22 protein-coding genes are annotated in these 24,643 nt (G+C 45.0%); 7 read left to right on the plus strand and 15 right to left on the minus strand.

Annotation, left to right across the window (positions count from 1 at the left end):
• Positions 1-21 precede the first annotated feature (21 nt).
• The gene (locus tag FRZ06_16005; protein ID QOX64740.1) at positions 22-993 is read right to left on the minus strand and encodes an ROK family protein; all 972 of its coding nucleotides are present in this window, start codon (positions 991-993) and stop codon (positions 22-24) included.
• 200 nt (positions 994-1,193) lie between these two features.
• On the opposite strand from FRZ06_16005, the gene FRZ06_16010 reads away from it, so the two are divergent.
• Positions 1,194-2,129 (plus strand): hypothetical protein, encoded by a 936-nt coding sequence (locus FRZ06_16010; protein ID QOX64741.1) that lies wholly within the window; start codon positions 1,194-1,196, stop codon positions 2,127-2,129.
• A 104-nt stretch (positions 2,130-2,233) separates the two neighbouring features.
• Here the strand turns inward: FRZ06_16010 and FRZ06_16015 are convergent, their stop codons facing one another.
• The 10 genes from FRZ06_16015 to FRZ06_16060 form a co-directional block, all read right to left on the minus strand.
• Complete coding sequence (locus tag FRZ06_16015; protein ID QOX64742.1) at positions 2,234-3,460, minus strand: M20 family metallopeptidase; 1,227 nt, start codon at positions 3,458-3,460, stop codon at positions 2,234-2,236.
• A 17-nt stretch (positions 3,461-3,477) separates the two neighbouring features.
• On the minus strand, positions 3,478-4,233 hold the full coding sequence (locus FRZ06_16020) for an IclR family transcriptional regulator (GenBank protein ID QOX64743.1): 756 nt from the start codon (positions 4,231-4,233) through the stop codon (positions 3,478-3,480).
• Positions 4,226-5,395 carry a M20 family metallopeptidase gene (locus FRZ06_16025; protein ID QOX64744.1) on the minus strand — a complete coding sequence of 390 codons (1,170 nt, stop codon included), beginning with the start codon at positions 5,393-5,395 and terminating at the stop codon, positions 4,226-4,228. The genes FRZ06_16020 and FRZ06_16025 overlap by 8 nt, the downstream gene beginning before the upstream one ends.
• Positions 5,396-5,513: 118 nt before the next feature.
• Positions 5,514-6,932 (minus strand): putative basic amino acid antiporter YfcC, encoded by a 1,419-nt coding sequence (yfcC, locus tag FRZ06_16030; protein ID QOX64745.1) that lies wholly within the window; start codon positions 6,930-6,932, stop codon positions 5,514-5,516.
• Between the two features lie 291 nt (positions 6,933-7,223).
• Positions 7,224-7,601 (minus strand): competence protein ComFB, encoded by a 378-nt coding sequence (locus tag FRZ06_16035; protein ID QOX64746.1) that lies wholly within the window; start codon positions 7,599-7,601, stop codon positions 7,224-7,226.
• Positions 7,602-7,741: 140 nt separating this feature from the next.
• The gene (locus tag FRZ06_16040; GenBank protein ID QOX65974.1) at positions 7,742-8,791 is read right to left on the minus strand and encodes a sugar ABC transporter substrate-binding protein; all 1,050 of its coding nucleotides are present in this window, start codon (positions 8,789-8,791) and stop codon (positions 7,742-7,744) included.
• A gap of 66 nt (positions 8,792-8,857) precedes the next feature.
• The gene (locus FRZ06_16045) at positions 8,858-10,459 is read right to left on the minus strand and encodes a response regulator (GenBank protein ID QOX64747.1); all 1,602 of its coding nucleotides are present in this window, start codon (positions 10,457-10,459) and stop codon (positions 8,858-8,860) included.
• A 35-nt stretch (positions 10,460-10,494) separates the two neighbouring features.
• Complete coding sequence (locus FRZ06_16050) at positions 10,495-12,045, minus strand: sensor histidine kinase (protein QOX64748.1); 1,551 nt, start codon at positions 12,043-12,045, stop codon at positions 10,495-10,497.
• Positions 11,999-13,018 carry a sugar ABC transporter substrate-binding protein gene (locus FRZ06_16055; GenBank protein QOX64749.1) on the minus strand — a complete coding sequence of 340 codons (1,020 nt, stop codon included), beginning with the start codon at positions 13,016-13,018 and terminating at the stop codon, positions 11,999-12,001. The genes FRZ06_16050 and FRZ06_16055 overlap by 47 nt, the downstream gene beginning before the upstream one ends.
• Positions 13,019-13,256: 238 nt before the next feature.
• On the minus strand, positions 13,257-14,732 hold the full coding sequence (locus FRZ06_16060; protein QOX64750.1) for a copper amine oxidase N-terminal domain-containing protein: 1,476 nt from the start codon (positions 14,730-14,732) through the stop codon (positions 13,257-13,259).
• 234 nt (positions 14,733-14,966) lie between these two features.
• Between FRZ06_16060 and FRZ06_16065 the strand changes: the two genes are divergently transcribed.
• The 4 genes from FRZ06_16065 (at position 14,967) to FRZ06_16080 (ending at position 19,942) form a co-directional block, all read left to right on the plus strand.
• Positions 14,967-16,256, plus strand: a complete 1,290-nt coding sequence (locus FRZ06_16065; protein ID QOX64751.1) for a S8 family peptidase — start codon at positions 14,967-14,969, stop codon at positions 16,254-16,256.
• Between the two features lie 231 nt (positions 16,257-16,487).
• The gene (locus tag FRZ06_16070; GenBank protein ID QOX64752.1) at positions 16,488-17,276 is read left to right on the plus strand and encodes a hypothetical protein; all 789 of its coding nucleotides are present in this window, start codon (positions 16,488-16,490) and stop codon (positions 17,274-17,276) included.
• Between the two features lie 83 nt (positions 17,277-17,359).
• Positions 17,360-18,313 (plus strand): lysine exporter LysO family protein, encoded by a 954-nt coding sequence (locus tag FRZ06_16075; GenBank protein ID QOX64753.1) that lies wholly within the window; start codon positions 17,360-17,362, stop codon positions 18,311-18,313.
• Positions 18,314-18,409: 96 nt separating this feature from the next.
• A complete protein-coding gene (locus FRZ06_16080) occupies positions 18,410-19,942 on the plus strand; it encodes a diguanylate cyclase (GenBank protein ID QOX64754.1) in 1,533 nt (510 codons plus the stop codon).
• 54 nt (positions 19,943-19,996) lie between these two features.
• Here FRZ06_16080 and FRZ06_16085 read toward each other — a convergent pair whose 3' ends face one another.
• Positions 19,997-20,272: an AtpZ/AtpI family protein gene (locus FRZ06_16085; protein QOX64755.1), complete on the minus strand. Its 276-nt coding sequence runs from the start codon at positions 20,270-20,272 to the stop codon at positions 19,997-19,999.
• 227 nt (positions 20,273-20,499) lie between these two features.
• Entirely contained in the window at positions 20,500-21,246 is a 747-nt protein-coding gene (locus FRZ06_16090) for an RNA-binding protein (protein ID QOX64756.1), read from the minus strand.
• A gap of 203 nt (positions 21,247-21,449) precedes the next feature.
• On the opposite strand from FRZ06_16090, the gene FRZ06_16095 reads away from it, so the two are divergent.
• Complete coding sequence (locus tag FRZ06_16095; GenBank protein ID QOX64757.1) at positions 21,450-21,716, plus strand: TIGR03905 family TSCPD domain-containing protein; 267 nt, start codon at positions 21,450-21,452, stop codon at positions 21,714-21,716.
• Between the two features lie 27 nt (positions 21,717-21,743).
• Here FRZ06_16095 and FRZ06_16100 read toward each other — a convergent pair whose 3' ends face one another.
• Entirely contained in the window at positions 21,744-22,487 is a 744-nt protein-coding gene (locus FRZ06_16100) for an NYN domain-containing protein (protein ID QOX64758.1), read from the minus strand.
• A 122-nt stretch (positions 22,488-22,609) separates the two neighbouring features.
• Positions 22,610-23,269 carry an HAD family hydrolase gene (locus tag FRZ06_16105; protein ID QOX64759.1) on the minus strand — a complete coding sequence of 220 codons (660 nt, stop codon included), beginning with the start codon at positions 23,267-23,269 and terminating at the stop codon, positions 22,610-22,612.
• Positions 23,270-23,455: 186 nt separating this feature from the next.
• On the opposite strand from FRZ06_16105, the gene FRZ06_16110 reads away from it, so the two are divergent.
• Positions 23,456-24,634 (plus strand): cation transporter, encoded by a 1,179-nt coding sequence (locus FRZ06_16110; protein QOX64760.1) that lies wholly within the window; start codon positions 23,456-23,458, stop codon positions 24,632-24,634.
• Positions 24,635-24,643: the final 9 nt, after the last annotated feature.

The following is a 24,643-nucleotide window of genomic DNA, read 5'->3' on the forward strand; positions in this document are numbered from 1 at the left end:
AATTTTTAACGTGTTTAAATTTTAGCGCCCCTGCAATATCAAGGCTCCCGCTCCTAGAAGCGCAGCGTGATACCCCAGCTTTGTTTCCATAATTTCAACGTCTGCGGCTCCGAGAACTGCGTTTCTTCTAATTTCCTCACGAATTGCGGGAAGCAGCAAGGGCAATGATTTTGCAACACCGCCGCCGAGATAGACCCGCTGAGGATTGGTAAGATTTAACCCATAAGAAATCGCCCTGCCCAGATATCGTCCTGCCGTCCAAAAAATTTCCCGAGCCGTTTCGCTTCCTCTCTCGGCCAGAATACTCAAACCGCGGGCATCCCGCTGAAAATCCGGAAGTTCTGCCTCCGTTTCTTGTACCAGTGCAAGAAGGGCGCTGTCTCCCATCAGCCTCTCCCGAAACAGTTCACGGATGGCGGTGCCGGAACTTTGAGACTCCAGGCAGCCAAGCTGACCACAGGTGCATTTTCTGGGGTGTTCAAATTCCACCTTCAAATGACCGAATTCTCCTGCGCAGTGGTTCACTCCCCGAATCAACTTTCCGTTTGCAACAATGGCCCCGCCGTTTCCTGTACTTACGGTAATCCATAGAAAATCTGTACCGCCTCCACCAAAAACCATCTCGCCAATGGCGCAGGAATTCACATCATTTTCTACGATAACTTCCCCAATGCCAATCGCATTTCTGAAGTACTCTGCAACCGGTATATCTTTCCAGTTTTGGTGTGGTGCATAGATGAGGGTTCCCTTCTGGCTGTCTGCCATGCCGGGTACGTTGATTCCCACCCCGACAAGCTCCTGCAGGTACGGCTGCGCGCACCTTTGGAACGCATCAGCAGTTATTTTAAAATGCTCCCTCCAGTCTTTACTGACTGTCGGAAAATATCTGCTTTCTATGATGCTGCCGGCATCAGACAATACCGCGGTCATTGTTTTGGTACCGCCGATATCAATTGCTCCAATCATGTTGATCTCCTCCTGTATGTCTAGCATAATTTTCCTAGATTATATCCCAGCATATTTTAATCTGCAATTGAAAAATTGCTGTAATGCACAGCCAATCTAGGAATAGTGCTGCTGGCTGCGAGCGCATTGACTGTTGGAAGGTTTTTGCCGTACGCGCCGCTGAGGAACAAAAATATTGCATAGAAAGAGAAACTCTTATATAATCTCCTTTACATCGGAGGTATGATATGATTGCACTATTTGAAAAGCTGCTGCCTGTATTGATCATTGTTTTTATCGGCTTGGTAATGAGAAAGAAGAAGCTGGTCTCCGCTTCTGCCATCAATGAATTGAAACAGATTATTGTCAATGTGGCCCTTCCCTGCATCCTTTTTCTTTCTTTTGGAAGCACCACATTGGATGCAAAATATATTGTGGTTGTTGTAATGGTTTTTGCCATGTGCGGCGCTCTTTATATTATGGGGTTTGCCCTGAAAAACCGACTCCCGCAATTTTTTGGTTCCATCTTTACACCCTGGTTTATGGCAGGCTTTGAATTTGGAATGATCGGTATTGGACTGTTCGGCGCATTATGGGGGACTGAGGCACTTCCCATTTTTATGCTCATCGGACTTGGTCACGAATTTTTTGCTTGGTTTGTCTGCATCCCATATGTACAGTTCAAAAGCAGCGGAAGCTTCAGCCTGAAGGAAACGGTATTCCGATTCTTTAAAACGCCTGTTATCCTGGGGATTATGGGTGGACTTCTCGTAAATATAACAGGTCTTTATTCCGCTATGGAGGCTTATTTTTGGGGGAGAGCTGTATTCAGCACTATGTCCACACTGTCGAATATTACCGTACCCTTAATTCTGATTGTTGTGGGATATTCTCTGGCCTTTGAACGGTCAAACGCGCTGAAAGCAGTACTGCACATGGCAGCAAGATTGGCCGGAGTACTTGTTTTCGGCACCATCGCGCTATCTGTAATCCACCAATTTGTAGGTCAGATTGATCCGCTGTTTACAGCTGCATTTTACGCCTACCTGATTTTGCCCCCATCCTATCTGGTCCCAGTCATGGTAAAGGATAATGAGCAAGAACGGTACTTTTTTAGTCAGACCGTCATCTATTACACCGTGATTTCTTTTGCAGGCTATGTTCTGCTGATGCTAATCTGTTAGGTAATAACGCTTTTATTAGATTAAAAGGAGGAGCCTCCCTTGGAATCGTTCGATTCAGTAGAGAGACCCTCCTTATTTTAATTGTATTACTGTGTGTTATTCAGTTATTCACCACTGCAATATTCACAAGCGATGCGAAAATAGGTTGATATCGCGGGAACCAAAGCACTGATTTCAATATGCTCCTCGGCAGAATGAGCGCTGCCTAGCTCCCCTGGCCCCAGTATAATCGTCGGTACTTTTCCGTAGTAATTCAATAAGCCTCCGTCTGTCCATGCGGGAAAAGACGTCAATTCACCGGCCTTTCCCGCTGCCTGCCTTCCCGCCATCTCACCTACAGCTTTCACTGCAAGCTGAACGATGGGTTCCTCCGGAGAGGTATCTAGCGCCTCATGGATATAATCGTCCTCCATATAGCTTTCGTCCATGACTTTAAAGTCCGCTTTAAAATCGGGATCTGATGCTTTTAACCGATCCAGTACCGCCTGATATTCGCTTTTGATAGCGGCAAACGATTCTCCTGGAATCCAGCGTCTGTCAATCTGGAGAACACACAATCCAGCCACAGTACTTGGCTGTGTACCCCCTTTGATAACGCCGTAATTCATGGTTGAACTTCCTACGATAGGGTTCACCCTTTGTTCCAAGGACGGAATGAGATTTGCTTCCAGTTCACGCAAAAACAACATTGCCTTCTGTATGGCATTAATTCCTTCCTTCTGCCTGCCTCCGTGAACGGTCTTTCCATGGAAGGTAAACTCAAACCATTCCAACCCTCTATGCCCGATACAGATCTGCATATTGGTCGGTTCGCTGACAATAGCAGCATCGGGCAGGGCTCCGGTCCTCAGAAACGCTCTTGTCCCCTCGCTTTTCGCTTCTTCATCAATGACTCCAGCAAAAATCAAATCTCCTGAAAGAGAGATTCCCGCTCGTTTGATTGCAGCCATAGCAAGCATCATGCAAGCCAGACCAGCCTTCATGTCAACTACGCCACGACCAAACATTTTGCCCTGATCAATTCGTGCTGAATAAGGATCACCCTCCATATCGTATGGAGGTACCGTATCCGTATGCCCGGTAAACAGCAAGCTTCTGCCTCCTCCCGAGCCCATCATCGTGGCAATGACATTACATCTTCCGTCTGTCACTGGAACCAGCTCTGCATCAATGCCTTCCCCTAGAAAAAATTCATATATGCAGGAGGCAACTTCCGTTTCCTGATTTGGAATTCCTTCATGACTCGGAATGCTCACCAGCTTTGCAAGCAAAGCGATGGCTTCCTCTTGCGTAAAAAAATCGGAAAGACTTTTGTAATCAGCGTTCGTCATAACTGCCTCCACAATTTTCAGTATAGATAATGAGAAATCTGCTCCGCTCCCTGACGGAACAGCCGTAAAAAGGTTTCAACCTTTTCATCCTTATCCTGGCCTTTCAGAAAAGCGCAGGCCAGGCAGCCCTTTACCTCCCCTGTCTTGCTGAAAACCGGAACACCGATTCCCATAACAAGCGGTGCAACCTCCTCCTCGCTGAGAGCATAGCCCTGTGCTCTGATTTTTGCATATTCCTGCATAATCTCCTCCGGATCCGTCAGCGTATTGGGTGCTACCTTCTCAAAGGTTTGTTCGAGAAGCAGCTGTTTTACCCGATCCTGATCATAATAAGCCATGAGACACTTCGCATAAGCGCCTCGGTTGATGGGATAGAATTTTCCGGGATGATAATTCATCTTATAAGGCTGGTGAATTTCCGTTTCATATATTGAGATTACTTTATCCCCTTCCCGGATTGCATACCCCACGGATTCTTTTATCTGCTCACAGAGGGTATTAATTACCTCCAAAATTTTGGACTCCATGTTATTGTGATTCGTATATGCCATCCCAACATGGAACGCCATGGGCCCTATCATAAATTTACGAGTTTTATAATCCTGAATTACCCACTCCTTTGCAAGCAGTTCTCCGAGAATACGGTGTACCGTAGTCCTGTTCAGCCCGGTGAGTTCACTGAGTTCTGCCACCTTAAGTTCCTCCGGGTGGTTGCTCATGGTTTCCATTATCAGCAGCGCTTTCTCAATGGGGGTCGTTTTGTCCTTATTCACTTGTTTCACTCCTCATGAATTCCTCACGAATCCTTTTTTGTTCTTCCTCTGAGGTGATGACATCATATGCAGTCATCGCCAGTGCACAGGCACCCTTGAAAAGAGTCTCCCGTCCCTGTTCGGTAACGGTGCAATCAGCGAATTCCTTTGTGTGAATGACCAATTCCCCTTTACCCACACCAATCCAGGGGTGAATCACCGGCACCACATGGCTGACATTTCCAATGTCGATGGAGCCGATTCCTTCACTTGCTTTATGGATCTCTTTTTCGCCAAGTGCTTTCAGATTTGCGGTAAAAAGTCCGGAAAGGCTGCGGTTTGTTCTGAGATTATCGTAGGTGTTTTCAAATCTAGATATCCTGCAGGATGCCCCCGTCATTGCCTCAGCGCCTTCCGCACAGCGCTTTACTTTTTCGATTACTGATGCCAGCGTGTCCTTATCCTTTGATCGGAGGTAAAACCTCGCCGCACCATAGTCCGGCACAATATTCGGAGCAACTCCCCCATCAGTAATGATCCCGTGGATGCGGACATCGCTGGGGACATGCTGCCGAAGTGCATTGACTCCGTTAAACAGCAAAATTACCGCATCCAAGGCGTTGATCCCTTTCTCCGGCATAGCTGCCGCATGCGCAGCCTTCCCAAAAAACTCAAATTTGAGGGCAGTAAGAGCCAGAGATTCTCCGCTTTCCTCCGTAATAACGTTTGGATGGGCCATCATTGCCGCTGTCATTCCTTCAAAGGCACCTTTTTCTGCCAGGATACCCTTAATCCCGTTGGTTTCCTCTGCGGGAGTTCCAAAAACTGTGATGGTTCCGCCGATTTTCTCCAGAATCTTCTTGAGTCCCACTGCCGCACCCACTGACATGGCAGAAATTAAGTTATGGCCGCACCCATGACCGATCTGAGGCAGTGCATCATATTCGCAAAACAATGCGATATGGGGACCTTCCTTCTGGCCGCCGCAACTAGCCTGGAAGGCGGTTTCAAAGCCGTAAATTCCCCGGAGAACTTCAAAACCCTCTGCCTCGAAAAAACCAGAAAGCAAAGCCGCGGCTTCAAATTCCTTTTCCCCAAGCTCAGGATGCTCATACAGCCAGGAACTGAGCTTAAAAAACTCGTCCATTCTTTCGTTAATTGTGTTGATGATTAAATCTTTCATACTTTAGCCTCTTTTTATCAGCGGCGGAGGAAGCGGAATTCCCCGCCGCTGCTCTAATGCATTATCTTAGGGAAGCACTGATTTAATAAAGTGTGCGCCGGAATAAATCACTGTTTCCTTAGAATGGTCCGTAATGAATGGCATCGGCAATCACAACAAAGATACCGCCTGCTATCCACCAGATCATTGCCAGGGGAAGAATCCATTTGATCCATTTCTGGTAAGGAATACCCGCCAGCGCAAGACCGGCCATAAAATATCCTGACAATGGTGTCAGAACGTTTGTAAATCCATCTGCGAATTGGTACGCTAAAACCGTCGTCTGTCTCGTCACACCGACGATATCCGCCAGCGGTGTCAGAACTGGCATGGTCAAAGCTGCCATTCCGCTTCCGGAAGGAACGATGGCGCTGATGATAATCTGTGAAATGTAAATACCAAGAGAAGTGATCACGGTCGGGAGCCCCTGAATTGCAGTGGCCATTCCATAAATAATCGTATCGATGACGTTGGAGTCTGTGAAGATGACCAGAATCCCCCTGGCAAGACCGACGACCAAGGCACCATAAGCAAGCATTGCACAGCCCTCCAGAAAATCCTCTGCAAGCTGATTCAGTCCTCGTCTGCTGATGATACCAACAACAATTGCCATCCCGAAGAAAAGCCCTGAAATTTCCTGTATGTACCACCCATATTTTAATACACCGAAAACCAGTAGTCCAAAGGTGCAAAGTACAACAACCAGAATAAGCTTATGAGTGCCTGTAAATTCCGTATTACTCAGATCAACCTTAAGATCTCTTTTTCTGTCAATTTCGTACATCAGGCTTTTTTCCGGATTCTTTTTGATTCGAAGGCAATAGAGAATGATATAGGTAATCGTAATCAAAACCATCACCGCAAAAACGATAATTCGATAGGTGAGTCCTGAAAACAACGGCAGCTCTGCAATTCCCTGCGCCACACCTATGGTAAAGGGATTCAGGAAGGCTCCGGTAAAACCTGCACAGGTTGCAACCAAAGCAATTGCAGCACCTGTCATGGAGTCATATCCGAGAGAAATACAGAGAATAACCAGCGCTGGTATAAAGGGGAGACATTCCTCTGCCATGCCGTAGATGCCTCCCCCGAAGGCAAATACAATGGATAGCAGCGGAATGATTAAGATTCCTTTTCCTGATGTTTTTCGGACAGCAGCTGCAATTCCTGCATCAATGGCTCCGGACTTTTGGACGACAAAGAAGGCGCCACCTACGATAAAGATAAAAAATACAATTGCCGCGGCCTGTTCCAATCCTTTTGGAAAAGCCTTCAGTACCTGAAATAAAGTTGCCGGTGCAGGATCAACAGTATGGTAGGTCGCTGCATCAACCAGCATTCTATCGTTTACCTCGACCCTGTCGTAGGAACCGGCAGGAATGACGTAAGTCAGCAATCCTGCAATGATAGCCAATACGAAAAGTAAGACAAAAGTGTGGGGCATCTTTACCTTGAACTTGCTTTTCTTTTCAACGCTTAGAGTAGATTCTTCTTTCATTTTTTACCTCCTTGACAATGAATTTGGCGATAGTTACCTGGATCTTTAAAGCTTCACCTCCTTGACGTATCATTTTGTTCGTACTGTGAACACATAGATTGCCATATGAACTTAAGAATATTATAGGATAGTTCTGAATTGTTTTACAAGTATCTCTGTTCATTTTTTTACTTTTCAACATTATTATATGAAAGGGTACGGGGTCATAACAACCTTTCCCGTATTTCCGACAGAAAAAAACCGCTGAGCAATGCTCAACGGTTCAGCGGTTTCATCTTATCCTGAGTCGTTTTATTCTGATTTATCCGTTTCATTCACGTGATTTGGTGCTTCCTTTACGGTCATGCAAGCTTTCATAAGTGCGAAAGCAACATCAGTTTCCAGCTGTTTTTTGTATGCTTCCAACTGAATATACTGTTTTCCCGCGTGGGAAGTTACGTACTTTGGCGGAAGCATATTGAGGGCCAATGCCAATACATCACAGATACATTGTTCACAGGTACACAGCTCCATTCTCGACATAACGTCAAGTATTTTTTCATTTGCTATCGTCTCAACTACATTGAAAATCTCATGCTTTCTGCATACCAATGTGCTGTCAATTTTTTCGCGACGGGGTGATTCTTTGATCCGTTCCGCATCATCATGGTCTTGACTGTACTGCTCCATGTCAGCACCCTCCTTTTAATTTTGCTGTAACGATTACTACAACTGTAGAAATCCGGCCTGATTCTCTCAACTGATTATATTAAATAACACATCGGAATTCAAGTGCTTCATTTCGTGGCAGCGCTTCATTTCGTGGTGCTTCATTTCGTCGGCCAGTCGTCCTTTGGCACATTCATGTAAACATCCTCCATGCTGTGGAACTTATCCTTGATAATGGTTGACATCATATTATCCTTTGTAACCAAAAGAGGCTCTATTTTATAATAGGGTACATCGAATCGACCGTCATTGATGGTGTCATTCGCTTTAACCATACGGCCTCTGGCCATAGCAACTGCAAATTCCGCGCCTTTGGTGGCTTCAATATCAATGGGCTTGTAGACGGTAGCCGACTGGGTTCCTTCAACCACCCTCTGACAGCCGTCTAAATCTGCGTCATGTCCCACCACAATGACCTTGCCCGCAAGTCGCTTTTCCGTCAGAACGTGAACCGCAGCCCCTGCAAGGGTATCATTTCCTGCTATGATAGCATCAATCTGAGGATTTTGATCCATCACATCCTCCATGTAAGCCAGTGCATTCTCATAAAGCCAATCCTTGATCCAGGTTTCTCCCACTATTTTGATAGACCCCTCCTGAATCCCTTGATCCAGCAGGCTCATGTAGCCTTCCCGAAACATAGCTGAATTATTATCCGATTCCGAGCCGTTGAGCAGCAGATAGTTTCCCTGCGGCCGCTTTGCAATGGCGGCTTCTCCCATCAGTTCACCGACCTTAGTATTGTCAAAAGAAAGGTAAAGATCCACGTTGGCATTCTTCACAAGCCGGTCATAGGAAATTACTTTAACGCCTTTGTCCTTGGCCTTTTTCACCATTCCTGCAGCAGAAACCGCGTCATGCGGAACAAGAACCAGGACGTCAATCCCTTGATCCAGAAGATACTGCACTTGTTTCTCTTGTTCCTGACTGTCACTGTAGGCGATCTGAAGAATGACTTCTGCACCAAGTTCCTTAGCCTTAGCCACAAAGATATCTCTATCTCTGAGCCATCTTTCATGTACCAAGGTATCCATCGAAAATCCGATGACAATTTTGTCTTCATCAGAGGTCTTCGTGTCTGCCTCCTTTTCCGGTGACTTTCCGCAGCCCCATAGCATTGCAACGCTGAGAAGGACTGCTGCCAGCAGCATGAGTCTCCACAGAACGGCTTGCACTGCCTGCTGTGAGTTTCTCCCTTTACTCATTTGATCTCCTCCTTAGTTACCCATATGGCCCTCTTTGTATTCTGTCGGGGTAGCCCCGACAATCTTTTTGAAGATCCTGCTAAAATAGTTGGGGTCACTGTAGCCAATGCTATAGCAGATTTCCTTAATGCTAAGATCATCACCTTCAAGCAGACTTTTTGCAATTCTGATTCTGATGGAGGTGAGATAGTCGATAAAGTTCTCTCCGGTCTCCTCTTTAAACAGCTTGCTTAAATACTGAGGGCTAACATTGATTTCTCTTGCAACGTCTTCCAGCGTAATCGATTTGCTATAGTTTGATTTAATATATTCCTTCGCCCTCTTTGTAAGGCCTCCGGCTTTATAATCTCTGTAGGAATTAATCTGCGCAATGACGCTCTCCACCCGTTTTCTGCACCAGATCCGAAGTTCGCCTAAATCGCTGATGGAAAGCATATCCTCCAGCAGATCCACACCACCGCTCCCTCCTCCCGGCTCATATTCCCAGGACAAGTGGCTGACAAGAAATACGATTTCCAGAAGCTTGTTTTTAATCCGAAGCGGCTGATCACTGTACTCTCTCACAAGCCAATCAAAGATACAGAGAAACGCCTTGACGCTTTCTGCCTCATCGCCGACAGCAACCTTCTGCAGCAGCAATTTTTCCTTATATTCTGGATATTCGGTATCGACAGCCGCGGTGCGTGCGGTAATGTCCATATAGTGCATGACACCCGTACCTTGAAGATAGCGCAATGCTTTCAAGGATTCCTCATAGGATGCGGCCAACATATCAAACCGCCGATATCGTTTTCCGATGCCGATCTTTAATCCACAGTTCAGTCTTTCCAATAGTTTATGAATTACGTTTTCTGCCAAGGCGATGGCTTCTTGTCTTCCGCTATACTCGTCCTCTTCAGAGCCTGAGGGCACAATCACAGGAATTCTGTTTAAAATCGCAGGTCCGATGACACATCGGCATAGACCTTTCAGGGTTTCTGTAACGATCGGATAGAATTGTTGACTCTGCACATTGTATCCGATTTTATTGTCACCGTATCCGCCGGTCTCTTCATCTACAAATTCCACGGTAAGAAGATACCCGCCGTCCTCCTCTATCTCAAGGATTCGTTTATAGTTTGCAATTTCATTGGTATTGTCATCGTAGGAAAGGATCGAGTACACAAAACCGCTTTCCAGTATGGGCCCGATAAATTCCAATTTTTCCTTCATCTCAAGCTCAATTTGCCATTTTTCCTTATCCACTCTGATCTGGTCCATTGCCTTATTGATCACTTCGACGACCTTCACTCTGTTTACCGGTTTAAGGAGATATTCCATAACGCCTAGGTTTACCGCTTCCTTGGCAAATTCAAACTGATCAAATGCAGTAAGAACAATGATTGCGATCTGCTTATGCCGCTTCCTAATTTCCCGGATGGCTTCGATTCCGTTGATTCCCGGCATGCGAATATCCATAAACAGGATATCGGGCAAATGTGCTTCCACCAGTTCAATGGCTTCCCTTCCCGACCTTGCTGCGGTTAGCTCAACATCATCGAAGCTCTTCTCAATGATGAACTTCAGAGAATCGATGGCAACCTTTTCATCATCAGCAATCATTATTTTGAACATATATGCTCCTTTCCAGGTAAATGAACCATCAGCGGCTAAAACCACGCTGGTTCTTGGGGAATATGAAGGACTACCTCCGTACCCTGCCCCGGTTCGCTGTAGATATCCAGAACCGTTTCTAGGGAGTAAAAAATCTTAAGCCGGTTTATGATATTGTTCAGGCCGATTCCATTGGTATGCCCCTCATGACCGCCTCCCGCCTCATTTCGTTCGTTTGTATCACCGCCCAAGATCTGCGTGATCCGCTTGGCGCTCATGCCCTTGCCGTTGTCCCGGATGGAAATCACCGCATCACCCTCCTGCTCTCTTACAGACACTCCAATAACGCCCAGGTATTCCACATCACCGATTCCGTGGATAAAGGCATTTTCCACAATGGGCTGAAGAATCATGCAGGGAATTTTTCGCTCAAGTACACTGTCATCCTTCTCCAGTATAAATTCTATTTTGTCCGCAAACCGCTCATTTAAAAGGTGCATATAATTTTCGACGTTTCGGATTTCATCACCAATGGTAACAGGCTTATCCAGATTTCTCATATTATATCGAAACAGTTCCGCAGCATTTTCAATAAAAGAACAGGCTCTGTCAGCTCCCTCCATCATGGCAAGCTGGGCACCGGCGTTTAATGTGTTAAACAGAAAATGAGGATTGATCTGAGATTGAAGCGCATGAAGCTCTGCTTCCCGAAGGTTTGTTTTCATGATCAGATTTTCCATTTCCTTTTCCTGCAGCTTTCGTTCCAGCTCTACCTTTTCATTAATTTCATGGATATACTGACGGATGCTTGCAGTCATCCGGTTGAAGGCCTCCGCCATAATTCCGATCTCATCGTCAGTATCCACTTTCACACTGGGCACGTCGAAATTTCCGTGGGTAATTTCATCCGCTGCACGAGAGAGTTCAAAAATAGGCTTGGTAATCCGGTAGGTAAACCAAAGGATCAGTACGATGCTCAGGATAAAGATGGAAAACAACACGCCGATATTTAGAGTCTCTACAAGACGGATGCTCTTTCGGATGGAAGTATAGCGGTCTGTATTCTGAAAGAATAGCGTGTTATTCAGTTTTTGGATGTATTCTACTATATATTGATGGATTTTTGTGCTTTCGTTGTGATGATAAAGGTAATCATCTACCATCCTTGATCTTCTAGCCTTAACCGCCTCGTCCATTTCATCCAGATAGCTGGAGACCATATTGCGGATGTCCTTCATGACCAAAGCGTTATCAATGCCGCTATTGTCAATCTGGATGGCGTTTACCTCCTCCCACAGATCATAGGAATACCGGTAGTAATCATCCAGACTCTTTGAATGCTTTGTTTCCAGATAGTTTTCATATGCGTAGTTGAGCTGCTCCAGCGTATTGTTCAGATGATTGAGCTGCACGTTCAACTCGAAGGTGGAGCTCATTCTGCTCATGAGAACAGATATGGTGTAATAGGGAAAAATATTCAGAGCACTCATAATGATGATGATTGCCATGAAATAAAGAATCAGTCGTTTTTTCAGACTGTTCCGATGCCATAAATGCAGTCTATTCCGATCCTTTTTCATCGTCCTTCTCCAAAAACTTCGAAACATTGGATTTTGTAATTAAACGGGTATCCACGGTGAAATAAGCCGAAGTTCTTCCGCTTTTTTTTAAATCGACCAGCGCTTTTATCGCATCATAGCCCATCTGTTCATGGCTGGCAGAAACGGTGCCGAAGATGACGCCATTATCGATGTACCGCAGAATTTCCGGGGTATCACCGTAGCCGATGATGCTGTAGTTTATCTTATTCAGATCAATGAGCCGTTGAGCGACAAGGGTAGTATCTTTTGCATTGGTGCAGATGATGGCATCCAGATTAGGCTGGTTGATCAGAACGCTCTGTATGGTATCCTCAAGGCTAAGGAAGTTTGCGTAATTATATTGAATGGTCTCCACATCGACCAAGGGTGAAGATTTGACCGCATCCATGATTCCCGTAACCAGCAGATTTTGCACCACAGTGGCCCCGGAGCCGTTGTCGCTGACCAAAATGACAGCATTCCCATCATTGAAAAGTGCCGAGAGCAACATTCTGCCCATATCGATCCCTGCTGCGTACGTATTGACTCCTACAAAGGCAGATCGTTTACTGTCTTTGGAATCAGTACTGATGGTAACCACCGGAATCTCTCGTTCCACAGCTTTATCAATGAGCCTTCCCGTCTCAGTTTCATCCCAGGTATAGGTTACGATCCCGTCCACCTTTGAGACGATGGCCATGTCCAGACATTTTGCCTGCTCATCGGCATTCATCTCGCCTGGCCAGTTGAACTCTACAGCCACATTGAATTCCTGTGAAGCCCGTTCTACCCCTTTTTTCACAGAAAGCCAAAATGGATCATCCATATTTTCACAAACCATAGCGAAGTGGTATTCAGGATTGTTTTTGGGTACTACGATGCCGCCGCTGCTGTCAAGAGAATGCAGCGCACTGTTGATATTGAGATAGATGATCATCGTTATGGCTACGATAGGCAGCAATACGAGAAACATGAGAACCAGGTAGTTTTTCTTATTCACTGTCGCTCCACTCCATTTCCGGTAAGATATGTCTTATTATAACTCATCTTCAGAAAATTTTCGACTGGAGAAAAATTTCGCCTTCCCAATTTTAACTAGTCGGAAACAATGTATCCGATTAGTTAAAAAAATCCGGCAGGAGCACCCGCCGGATTTTGTATTGATTCATATTTTGTGAGATTCCATTCCTGGTTAACCCATTGTTTTCACTCAGAGTCCCATTTGGCATCGATTTCCCTTAGGGAACCATTGTTGGCGGAAACTCCACCACATCTGCGTTTTCAGGAAGCGCAATATTCGGCTTCTGAGCGGTTTCAGATACTTTGGTCTGATAGCTGATATCCATCTTCATCAGTTTTCCCATATCAAAGCTGAGTTTAGCTTTTGCTGTTTTCTGATTTCCTGCCATACTGAAGCTGCCCTTTAGTCCATCTGCGTTGACGGTGCCGCTGCACTCATAAGAACTGAGCTTACCTGCTGTATCCTTGATCACAATGTTTGCGGTAAAAGTTCCTCCAGAGAGTTCGTTTTCAATCAGCTCATTTACATACTCCTTTGTGATTCCCTCTGCAAGTGCCGTCTTTGCAGCCGCAGCGATGATAGCTGCTTTGTCAACCTTAACAGTGTATGTATTTGTACTTCCGGAAGTCTGCTTTTTGAATGCATCATCTCCCACCAAATTCTTTAGGAACGCATAGGACATTTTCATTTCTTGATAGGTATCTGTATCTGCACCAGGCAGAACCTTCAGATAAGAAGCCAATACTTTAGAAAGATCCATCTCGCCATATCCGAGCTCTGACATCGCCTTTAAATCAATTCCCATCTGGTCGTACGTATCATAAACATTCATCTTATACCAGGTGTTCTCTCCGGCAGCGGGATTCATAACCGAAAACAAGTTGGACTGCATGTAGGTCTCCCCTGTTTCGCCGTTAAGCTTGAGCTTCATCTCCGTGTTTTTGTAAGCTTTGAGTATTTCCTCAGTCATTGCCTTTTCTTCGGCAGAAAGATTGGAAAACATCTGATCAAAATTAAACGCATACTTTACGAGCATGTCAGCGTCCATCCTCTGCTGAACTCCGCTCATAGAGCCTTTTGCCGACACATTCATCGGAATCCCTGCTCCGCCATCAGCTACAGCGATGTTCATGTCAAAATCACCTGTCGTCTGGTATGCTTTTTCCATATCAAGATCAGAGGAAAGCAATTTCTTCAGCACGCTGAAATCCTCGTCAGCAGTTCCAAAGACCGTTTCCGGATCAATGATGATTACGGTCTTGCTCGCGGCATCCCAACTCACAGAATACCCCATGCTCTCCCCAATAAAGCGGACCGGAACATAAGTTGCGCTTTCTGCCTTATCGATAAAAGGAACCACATCCATGGTTTTGGTTACGGTGACTCCATTTTCCTTAATCGTGATATCTTTTTTACCAACTACAAATGAAAACTCATTGTGCGGTGTTATGGCAGAGACTGTTTTTGAAGCTGTATCGTAAGACACTTCTGCTCCCATCGCCTGAAGAATCAGACGAAATGGTACCACAATCCTCCCATCGACATTTTTGACAGCTCCTGAAAAATCCAGGCTTTTTCCATTGTACTGCACCTTAATAGCATTGTTATCTGCCGCAAATGCAGTTAATGACCCTGATAGTACCAATGTTAAAATCAGTACTGCGGTCAGCAGTGTTTTTAAAGTTCTTTTCATTAAATTCTTCCCTTTCTGTCCTATATTTCTCGCCTTCTATTGTTGACGATACCGGCTTTAAAATGAACCATATTTATCTAATTCTACAACATTCGACACAATCTGTACACGGATTATTTTGTTTTTGTCCTCTCCATCCATTACTTTGTCAACGGTCGATGCCTCTGAATAGTATGAATCAGATGGCCTCAGTTTACAGGAATGCATGGCTGGGGCTGTCGGGAGGTTTCTATTATGAGCAAACAAGAACAAGATTGGATTCATTCCAATAATCATAAATTAAGTCCTGATCTGACACAGCTTGCACTGGACTGGTATCGTCCGGTTCACTATGCCCCCGGCATTCTTCAAGCGTATGCAGTAAGCTCGCGAAAAGCGCTTCGCAAGGTGCCTGTCATCGTTCAGGTAGGCTCTCACGAAGACTATCTAACTAAAGTTGACAGTTTATCGAAGTATGGGGGCTGCAAAATCAAGGGAAAACTGCCGCTGATTAATTCCTTCACCGTAAAGGTCAATGCAAAAAACCTGGAAACGATTGTTAACAATTCAAAGACAAGCAAAGTTTGGTTTGACAGGCCTGTTCGATCGGTCCTTGATGTGGCTACACCTGTCACCAAAGCACCTGCTGTATGGAGCCTTGGCACTACGGGCAAGGGGATTGGCGTCGCAGTGCTGGATACAGGAATTTATCCGCATCCTGATCTTGCGGGAAGACTTACTGCGTTCCAAGATTTCATCGGAAATAAAACCACTCCCTATGATGATAATGGCCATGGAACCCATATCGCGGGTTGTATCGCATCAAGCGGCAGCCTGTCCCGTTTTCTATATAAGGGTACCGCTCCGGACGCGAACCTGATTGGAGTTAAAGTGCTTGACAAAAGCGGCGGAGGAAGTCTCTCAACTGTCATACAGGGGATCCAGTGGTGTATTAGTAATAAAAATAGGTATGGGATTCGTATCATCAATCTTTCTCTCGGCTCCGAAGCGGTTCAATCTTATCAGGAGGATGCGCTTTGTCAAGCGGTTGAAAATGCATGGCAGAAAGGAATCGTCGTTTGCGTCGCTGCAGGAAACGACGGGCCTGCACAAGGCACAATTGCATCTCCAGGGATTGATCCCATGGTCATCACCGTAGGGGCGATTAATGACGACAACACAATGAACCCAGGAGAATATACCGTAGCGGATTATTCGAGTAGGGGACCTACCGTTGACAACCTGGTCAAACCGGATGTAATGTGTCCCGGAACCAATATTATCTCTCTGCGTGCCCCAAACTCTACTCTGGATAAGAAGTATGGCAAAGCTCGTGTTCAAAAAGAGTATCTCTCTTTGTCTGGAACTTCTATGGCAACGCCACTCTGTGCCGGTATCATAGCGTTGATGCTCGAAGCTGATAAAACCCTCTCTCCTGATGAGGTGAAAACTCGGCTTATGAGAAAATCAAGACCTCTGCCAAATTTGGCCGAGACGGATCAGGGAAGAGGACTTGTGGATGCATTGCAGAGCATCAGAAATTGACGCACACAACTTAGAATAGCTCCTTATTTCGGGCGTGTGGTTCAACCAATTCCTGTAATATAAATCTTATCATTAGAATGCCGCAAAGGGATTATCAAGAATCCCTTTGCGGCATTCATTTCGTCTAAAGCACCCGGGCTTTCTTTGCAACCTTCACTCTGGTTATGTTACAATAACATAGGTTGACAAAGTAAGATATCACTTGATTTCATATCTACATTGAGGCGAAGCATGATAACAATATTAATTGCCGGAGATCATATCGCGGATAATGAACGGATTTCCGCCAGTATCATCGGCGGTACGGAATTAACGACCTGCGTCATCTGTGCCCGTTCCGGCATAGAGGCTCAGCGGGTCATCGAAAGCAGAATAGAACCCATCGATTTGTTTATCGTCAGCATCAAACTGCGGGATCAAAGCGGATACCGGCTTGCGGAGTTCATCAGAAAGGATCACCGCTATCGGGATACCCCCATTCTATTTGTTACGAATTCAAGTCCCAGTCTGGCTGGTTTTTCCGAAATGACCACCTATCAAAGCTATAAAAAACACCACTACATTTCCCTTCCCATTACCCGAATCGATGTCCAAAGCAAGCTTGGATTATATCTGGAACAGATCATCAGCAATCAAGGAAAGCGAAACAGTGCAGAGCGAGCGGTTCAAATCAAGCACAGCAAAGGAGAAACACTCCTTGTTGTTCAGGAAATTCTATTTGCAGAGGTGCAAAATAAAAACTGTAGAATTATCACGCTGTCGGGATGCTATGAGGTTCTGAACAAAGGGCTAAAGGATATCATTTTTATGATAAGTGACGATTATTTTCTTCGCTGTCATAAAAGCTTTGCTCTAAATATCCGTCAGCTGAAGGGAATCGAAAAAGCAGAGCGCAGAATCTGGAACGCGTCATTTCCATCTGCCCAGGAACCTTGCCTGATCAGCAGCACCTATCTGCCTAAAATCATGGAGGTTTATCGAGACTTCTCTCGCACCAGCATGACATTTCCCGCAGAATAATGCCATTTCACTCTGCTGCCCTTGCACCACCCTACTGTTAAATGCTATTTTAGGGATAATATTTATATGGAGGTTGGGCTAAAATGATCTGGATTCCTTTTTTATGTCTTACCATAGGGCTTTTTTTTGGTCTGCGGAATTTATCAGAGAGGATCATGAAACAAATCGACAGGTTGATCAATGCGGCGCTGGTGATTCTCATGGTGACCATAGGACTCAACATCGGAATCAATGATTCCGTCATGCTGAATTTGCCGCGAATTGGATTCAACTGCGTTATCATTTCATTGTCCGCGATTGGAATCAGTGTTTTGTTTACCCTTCTGACGGAAAAGACACTGCTTCCGCTGGATGCATTTATCCAGCGTCTTAACAGCGAAACTACTTCAGAAATAGGCCCTGCTCTTCACGAATCGGAACCTTCTGAAACTGGTTCTCCCCTCCTTTGGCTCATTCCCCTGAGCATCCTTACCGGAGTTGTCCTGGGGTACTATCTATTCCCTTCAAGCTTGGATTTTGTTCTGGGCTATCTTCTTACCGGTTCTCTTGTGGTGCTTTATACCAGTGTAGGAATCAGCCTTGGAGCCAATCGCAAGGTCTTCCGCTATATAAAACTGCTGGGTTTTCGTGTGATCTATCTTTCGGTAGCCATCTTTGCAGGAAGTGTATCTGCTGGTTTTCTTTCCGGTTTACTTCTTGGCCTCCCTCTTCAGATCACAGTGATGTCTGCCACCGGAATGAGCTATTACAGCATTACTGGCGCTTATATGACGCAGGTTTACGGAATCGAAGCTGGTACCTACGGTTTCGTCGTAAATGTTATGCGAGAGTTTTTTACTGTACTCCTGCTGCCGCTTCTCATCAAAATCAGCAAAGGAAGCTCGATTGCCGGAGGTGCTGCCGGAAACATGGATACCATGCTGGTTCCGGTCACAAAGCTAGTGGGAACAGAAGTCGGCCTCGTTGCTCTGATTACCGGCACGATTCTTACCTTTGCAGTTCCGTTTCTTCTGCCCCTGCTCTATCATATCATGTAAAAACTTGCAAATATTTGTCCACAATGCTGCTCAATCGTGATAAAATAGGAAAGCATCTCGTTTCCCTGAAAACTTGGACTATGATGGAGTCACTACATGGAATTGAATAATTTGCTTTCTGCACTGTCCCTTGTGGCTGTATATGCATATTTGCATATAGGTGTTTTTGCGTTGCTAAAAAACCGTAACTCAATTATTAATAAAGTGTTTTTCGCTCTTTGTATCGCCTATGCGATCTGGTCCTTCGCTTATTCCTTTGCTTATCTAGCAGATACTCCCCGAGATTTTTCTCTTTGGAATAAGGTCGCTGCATTTGGCTGGTGCAGCTTCAGCGCATTCACACTTTATTTGGTACTGCTTCTCACGGAAAATCGTTTTTCTAGTAGATATATCATTTTTTTTCTATTTCTTCCAAGCGCAATCTTTCTCCTTATGGCACTCTTTTTGTTCGGTCCCGAAATGGATACGCCGCCTCTGATTTCCGGAATTTTTTATATAGGAGATTTTATCTACAACTTTGTCTACACCGCACTCTGCATCTATCTTCTGGCACGCTGGGGCAATCGCTCTGATAGTTTAAGAGTAAAGAAACAGGCCCGGATTCTTGTTTTATCTGGCTTAATTCCTTTTTCTCTCAACCTGCTAACCCAAACAATCCTTCCCTTCTTTGGATTCAAAGGACTTCCGCTCATGGGACAGATTTATGCGGTTTTCATGGTCTTGGGCACTTACCTTGTAATTACGAAATATAAACTGATGCGTATCACAGGAAATATTATTTTAGATGAAGTCGAAAACAAAATTATAGAGCTTGTCATTCTTCTGAATGACAAAGGAGAATTCATACAGGTCTCAAAGCATGTTCTGAAGCTATTAGGCTTTGAGGAATCAGAACTTTTGGGGAAACAAATCTCCATCCTTTTTCGTGAGGAGGATCGGGATAGAGTTACACTGGAAACTCTGAGGCAGGAAAATGAGTATGAAGACGTTCAGATCTGCACCAGGAGCGGCGAGACCATACCGGTTCACATTATGAGTGTTCCTATCAACGATCAGGCTTTAAACGAGTTCCTGGGAGTCCTGCTTATCGTGCGGGATATCCGGAAGGAATATGAGCTTCGAGCAATCAATGCCGAGCTGCATGAAAGAACCATACGAGACAGTTTAACCAATCTTTACAACCATCAGCATTCTCTGGAGCTTCTTACCGCGGAGATCAATAAACATCGTCAGAATCCTGAAGCAGGCATGCTATCTATTATGATGCTGGATATTGATCACTTCAAAAAAATAAATGACACGCACGGTCATTTATATGGAGACTACATCATAAGAACAGTCTCCGATATCATGCGCAAAAATGTGGGCTGCCGGGGCTATGTAGGCAGATTCGGCGGAGAAGAGTTTATCATTATTCTACCGGACACAGAGCTCAGCGATGCATGTACTATTGGTGAAGAAATTCGAAGAGAGGTCTACCGATATTCCTATACCGAACAGATGCCGGTAACCGTCAGCATTGGCGTCTCCCAGCTGCAGGACGAAACTGCAATGCAGCTTCTTAAAAAAGCGGATGATCTGCTTTACATTGCAAAACAGGGCGGTAGAAATCGAGTTAAATGTGAATAGCTATGGATGGCAGCAGCGCTGTGATCAGCCGCTGTAATCAACACTTATTACATTTTACTTACTTTTTTTCTTAGTTACTGCGGTAATCTGTCTGTAAGCGCCGGCGATTCCTCCGACGATACCAAGGCAGACAAGGAGAATCAAAAAAACCACTTTTGTTCCGAATTTTTCATCCAGCCAGTGCCCTCCTATTGCTCCCAAAAGAATGGGAATTGCCATAGTAAGCCCCAGCTGAGAAAATAAGACCAAGGCTTCGAGTCCCGCCTGCGGGCTGGTCTTTTCTGGTCTCTCATCCGAATTTTCTTTCTTAGATTGTTCTTTACTTTTCAAAACAAATCCTCCCTGACCTTATTTTTTCCTTCGCGGTGTTTTCCTGTCCAAAATGTGGTATACTGTACAAAAGAAAAACAGGAGCACAAAATAGAAGGAGGTGTCTACATGAAAGGTATCGCAAAGGCAAGTTTCATTTTAAGCATCGTTACTGTTTGCGTTGGTGCGGCCGCCGTAGTTTTAAGCGCTATACAGCTGAATAATGAACGTTAGAAATACCCATCACACTACAGATATTTTTTGAGAACAATAGAGATACGATCTTTTCTGGTGACACCTCCTATTGCTTGGAGCAGGATTTTTCCTTTGCCCCGAAGCACGAGTCTGTCACCTTCTTTCATTTGACGATCTGCTTTTTCCGTCTGGAGGCCGTTCACATACACCAAACCTGCGGAAATTGCCTCCATGGCCCTGCCCCTTGAAAGCGAAAATCCCGATGAGATTAAGTTGTCAAGCCGCAGAGACGCCACGGTGTCCCTTTTTTCCTCAAAGCTTCCCTCTGGTACGATAATCTGCGACGTATCAATCACTTCTCCCCGGAGGGAAGTCCGTCCGGCCTTATCAAAATGATAAAGAAGAAATTCGGACATATCTTTTAGGATCACGATATCGGCACCGTCCTCCCGCACAAGAATATCGCCGATGATTTCCCGCTTAATACCCAATCCGGTCAATGCCCCAAGATAGTCTCTATGAGAAAGGGGTCTGCGGCCGTCCTGGTGAATCCGAAGCAGTGCGAGAGGGTTTGCATCCTCAAGGGTTGCATAATCCGGAAGGAAGACCGCTGCAGTGCGCTCGGCATCGACATAACCGCCGTAAAACGCATACTGAAGCCCTGGATATCTCCTGCAGATCCCTTCTGCCAGCGTTCGTTGCCTCATATCTAAAAATGTTGTGTGGGTTGTTATATAATACTCCTGGCATTGATTGATTTTGTCCTCAATGCCGGCAAGCAGAATTGCATCCTCTTTCATTTGCTCTTCGGTTCCTTTTCATTTCACAGTATTTATGTTATGATACCAGCATTGGCTGACAAAGTCCAATACTCCTGAAGCAGGGAAATTTGTCATCCGATCCTATTATACCAGTTTTATTGACAGATAAAAATAGCACCGACCGTTCAGTAATTAAATCGCTCTTTACTGAACCTACGATGCTGACAGAAAGGCAGAACCATATGACCTATACGTTTAAAACAAAGGGAACCTGCTCCTCCCATATCGAATTGGAGCTGGAAGGAAATATTGTTAAGGAAATCAAGTTCATCAGAGGCTGTAACGGAAATGCCCAGGGTATTGCCAAGCTGGCAGCGGGCATGACCGTCGAAGAAATCAAAGAAAAGCTTGGGGGCATTCGCTGTGATGGAAAATCAACATCATGTCCCGATCAGTTGGCAAAAGCCGTGGAAATGGCATACAACGAACGTTTAGGAGATGCTGACTAACATGCGATGATGACTAACAAAAGCAGACTATTTTTCACGTACATAAATTAATTTGTTGTTGGACCCATTGATCCGTTCCGATTTGATATCAAATAAATCCAAGGACTTTATAAAAGGCGTAAACTTATTAAAGCCAAAATTTCTCACATCAAAGTCAGGATATCTCTTCTGGAGCTTATTTCCGATATCGCCGATGAAAATCCATTCATCTTCATCAGAATTCTCCTGAGCAATGGTGATAATTGCTTTCTTGATGGTTTCAAAATTGGTCATCTTGTCTTCATCCGGCTCTTCCTTGCGGATCTGGGCCGGAGCCTCCGCAGGCTTGTCCGCCATAGCAAGCAGATCCAGATATTTAAATTTGTTGCAAGCGGAGATAAAAGCCTTTGGCGTCTTGCTTTCACCCATACCAACAACGTCCATTCCCGATTCCCGAAGTCTTGACGCAAGACGTGTAAAGTCGCTGTCGCTGGAGACAATACAGAACCCTTCCACATTTCCGGAGTATAGAATATCCATGGCATCAATGATCATCGCTGAGTCTGTTGCATTTTTCCCCGTAGTGTATCCATACTGCTGGATCGGGGTAATAGAATGCTCAAGGAGCACACTCTTCCATGATGCAAAAGTCGGCTTGGTCCAGTCCCCGTATATTCTCTTATATGTGGCAATTCCATCATTGGATATCTCGTCTAATATAAATTTAATGTATTTGTCAGATACATTATCCGCATCGATCAATACTGCATATCGCTTGTCCCGATCGTTCATTTTATCCGCCTCTCCTTCCGTTTTCTGTTCATATTCTTTAACATATAAAACCTTGATCTCTAAATAATGCTCTACGATTTTTAATCTGCATCCCTAAATTTTATTGCCCTCTTTTCAATTTTTTACACAGATTTCATCAGCAAGGCTAAAATCTGACCAGGCTGATCCACGATATAATCTGCCCCTTCTGCAATTAAAAGTTCTTTTGCACGAAAGCCCCAAGTTACGCCGACACTTTTTAATCCGGCATTTCGAGCTGTGATAATATCGGTATCGGAATCGCCCACATACAGGGTTTTTTCGGGCAGAGCACCAAGCTGTCTCATGACTTCAAAAACATTATCCGGTGCTGGCTTTTTCTTTCGCTCATGGTTGTCCCCTGTGGCCGCATCAACGATGCCATCAAAGAACATCCGGCACATTTCTCTTGTCGCTTCATCCGGCTTGTTGGAAACAACGCCTATTTTAAAGTCTTGCTTCTTCAGTTCTTTCAGTAACTCCATGATTCCTTCGTAAGGGCTGGTACTGTTGTTCATATTCGTAACGTAATGGCTGCGAAACAATTCAATACAGCGGGAGACCTCTTCCTCTGGAGAGGATTCTGGAAGGGATCTTGTGATCAGCATCTTTGCACCGTCACCGATAAATCCCCTGATTTCTTCCATCGTTCGAAGCGCATACCCCTCCTGCTTCATGATGGCGTTAACGCTTTCATACAGATCATCAAGGGTATTTAGTAGAGTGCCGTCCAGGTCAAAAAGTACTGTGTCATATTTCATCATCTATCTCCTATTCTTCCCAATATTCTACCATATTTGTACCCCGTTTTCTAATAGGTAATTTATTTTTTCAGTTAAGAACTCCCAGGGCGCTCTATCCATTCCAATTCAACCGTTCCATGTTTACAAACAGGTAAAATTGGCATATAATAGCAAGAACGCAATATCTGAAAAGAAACGGGAGCCGAGATGAGAAAAATATTAATCAGAACCTTTGTAAAAGATTATGAAAATAGTAAGGACCCAAAAGTACGGGAAAGCTATGGCCGCCTTGCAGGCCTTGTGGGCGTATTTACCAATCTGTTTCTTTGTGCATCAAAAATCGCTATTGGCAGCCTTGTCGGCAGCATCGCCATCATAGCCGATGGGGTAAACAATTTGGCGGATACTTCTTCCTCGATCATTACACTGGTGGGCTTTAAGCTCGCTTCCCTGCCAAGCGACAAGGAACACCCTTATGGACATGCCCGATTTGAATATCTCACCGGAATGGCAATCTCCCTTTTGATTATTCTGCTTGGAGGGAAACTCTTTACTACCTCCTTTGATAAAGTGCTGAACCCGGATACGCTTCAGTTCAGCCCCATCATAGTTCTGGTACTGGTTATGGCCATCGGTATCAAGATATGGCAAACTCGCTTTAACGCAGTAATCGGAGAAGAGATTCATTCAACCACCTTAAAAGCCACCGCCACTGACAGCAGAAATGATGTGATTGCCACCAGTGCCGTACTGCTTAGCATCCTAACCGGAAAAATCACAGGCCTTCAGCTGGACGGCTATATGGGTTGTATTGTGGCTCTTTTTATCATCTATTCCGGAATCCAGCTAATCAGAGAAACTTCCAGTCCATTGCTGGGAAAAGCGCCGGATCCCGAATTGGTTCATGAAATCGAGGAACGAATCTGTTCACACGAAGGGGTACTCGGAATCCACGATCTGGTCGTCCACGATTACGGCCCCGGGCGGATTTTTGCCTCTGTTCATGTGGAAGTAGATGCCTATGGCGATTTGATTCATAGCCACGATGTCATTGATAATATTGAGCGAACCATCAGCCACGATTTGAAACTTCATCTTGTAGTTCACATGGATCCATTGGAAACCCAAGACCCTCTAACGAAGGATCTCAATGCGAGAATTGGCGGCATCCTTGCCGATCTGGACGGTGTCATTGGCTATCATGACCTGAGAGTCGTGGCAGGATATACCCACAGCAACATCATATTTGATATCGTCATCTCTCCGGAATGTAAGCTGGCAGAGAATTATATCAAGGATTATGTTCAGGAACAGCTTCAGCTGCTGGATAAGACCTATTATGTTGTGATAACCTTCGACAAAAGTTATGTTCAGAATAATATTTAAAAAGGAGAA

Source organism: Clostridiales bacterium (assembly GCA_015243575.1).
GTDB lineage: Bacteria > Bacillota > Clostridia > Peptostreptococcales > Anaerovoracaceae > Anoxybacterium > Anoxybacterium hadale.